General features: G+C 58.1%; 1 protein-coding gene and 1 pseudogene. Both read left to right on the top strand.

Features of this window, described 5'->3' with window-relative positions:
- Window positions 1-576: pseudogene (locus U5A52_RS42965) on the top strand (hypothetical protein); the annotation flags it as partial.
- A gap of 1 nt (window position 577) precedes the next feature.
- Window positions 578-886, top strand: a complete 309-nt coding sequence (locus tag U5A52_RS42960; protein WP_321918083.1) for a hypothetical protein — start codon at window positions 578-580, stop codon at window positions 884-886.
- The last annotated feature ends 199 nt before the right edge of the window (window positions 887-1085 follow it).

Raw genomic sequence — 1085 nt, 5'->3', positions numbered from 1 at the left:
TCTGGTGGGGGAAACGCGAACCGTCCATTGACATGGGATCAGTGGGTTGCTTTCAAGGCTGCACAGGACGGGAAAACGGCTGGAGCGGGGTCTGCCCTCTCTCAGGCATTCGATGTGCCTTCGCAGGTAGCCAAAGTCGCAACGGGGTTGACGCAGGCTCCAGACAGTGCCGCGGGCAGTAACGAAGGCGACGGAGGCGCAGGATTGTTTGGAGCCGTTGGGTCGGCGGCAGGCGCTTTGCTCGGTGGCGGCGAAGGCAATTCGGACGGCGACGACACCGGAAGCGACGATGGTGGTACGTTTGACGATGACCTGCTCAATGCGAATCCAGGCGTCAACGTGACACCGCTCGGCGACGCGCAACCGTTCGCGTATCAACCGGACCATTTGAGCGATGATGTTACGCAAGTTGCCGCCCGTGGTGTCAGCGCGGCCGACGAGGCCGATTGCTTTGGCGAATTCGAGTTCGATCTGGAACAATGCGATTTCGTCAGAGCGATGACCCAAGACCCACGAGCCTATGCGGTCTGCAAGGAGACCGCATTCCAGAACTATCAACGTTGCAGAGGCTTTTGAAATGACGAAACGCGCCCGCGCTACAGTGATCTTTTACAACGAAGATACGCAGCAGATTCAACTTTGCACTGTGTATCGTGACGAAATCGGGACTGCAATCGATCGGCAGATCGCGCGAGGTTCGGCGATGAATCTACCTCTCGGCGAGCCGGATGACAGCACGACCCCAATTACGGATGATGCTCTTCGTCAGATTGGCGGCATGGCCGTACTCAATCAGGCATCGGTGCATCCTGAGTTGCGTGGGCGCCTGAAAATTACAACCGAAGCGCCAATCGAGTGGACGCAACCAAAAGGAACGGCGCAGTAAAACAGGACCACGAACGGCCTGTGGCCGGCCATCTGATTAATGTCGAATTCGCGCGCCGCATTGGCGAGGCTGCGCTTCCCTGGTTTGCCACTCAATACCCGGAATTTAGCGCCCGGCGCTCGGCCGAAATAGGCATCTCCCGGCGTAAGCCGTAGATTCTTTCAGTCGCCCTTCCATGCTTTCCCTTTTCACCGTCGGG

This window comes from Paraburkholderia sp. J8-2 (assembly GCF_905220195.1).
In the GTDB taxonomy this organism is placed as follows: domain Bacteria; phylum Pseudomonadota; class Gammaproteobacteria; order Burkholderiales; family Burkholderiaceae; genus Paraburkholderia.
The sequence above is the reverse complement of the archived record's forward strand: the minus strand, read 5'-3'. Positions and strand labels throughout refer to the sequence as shown.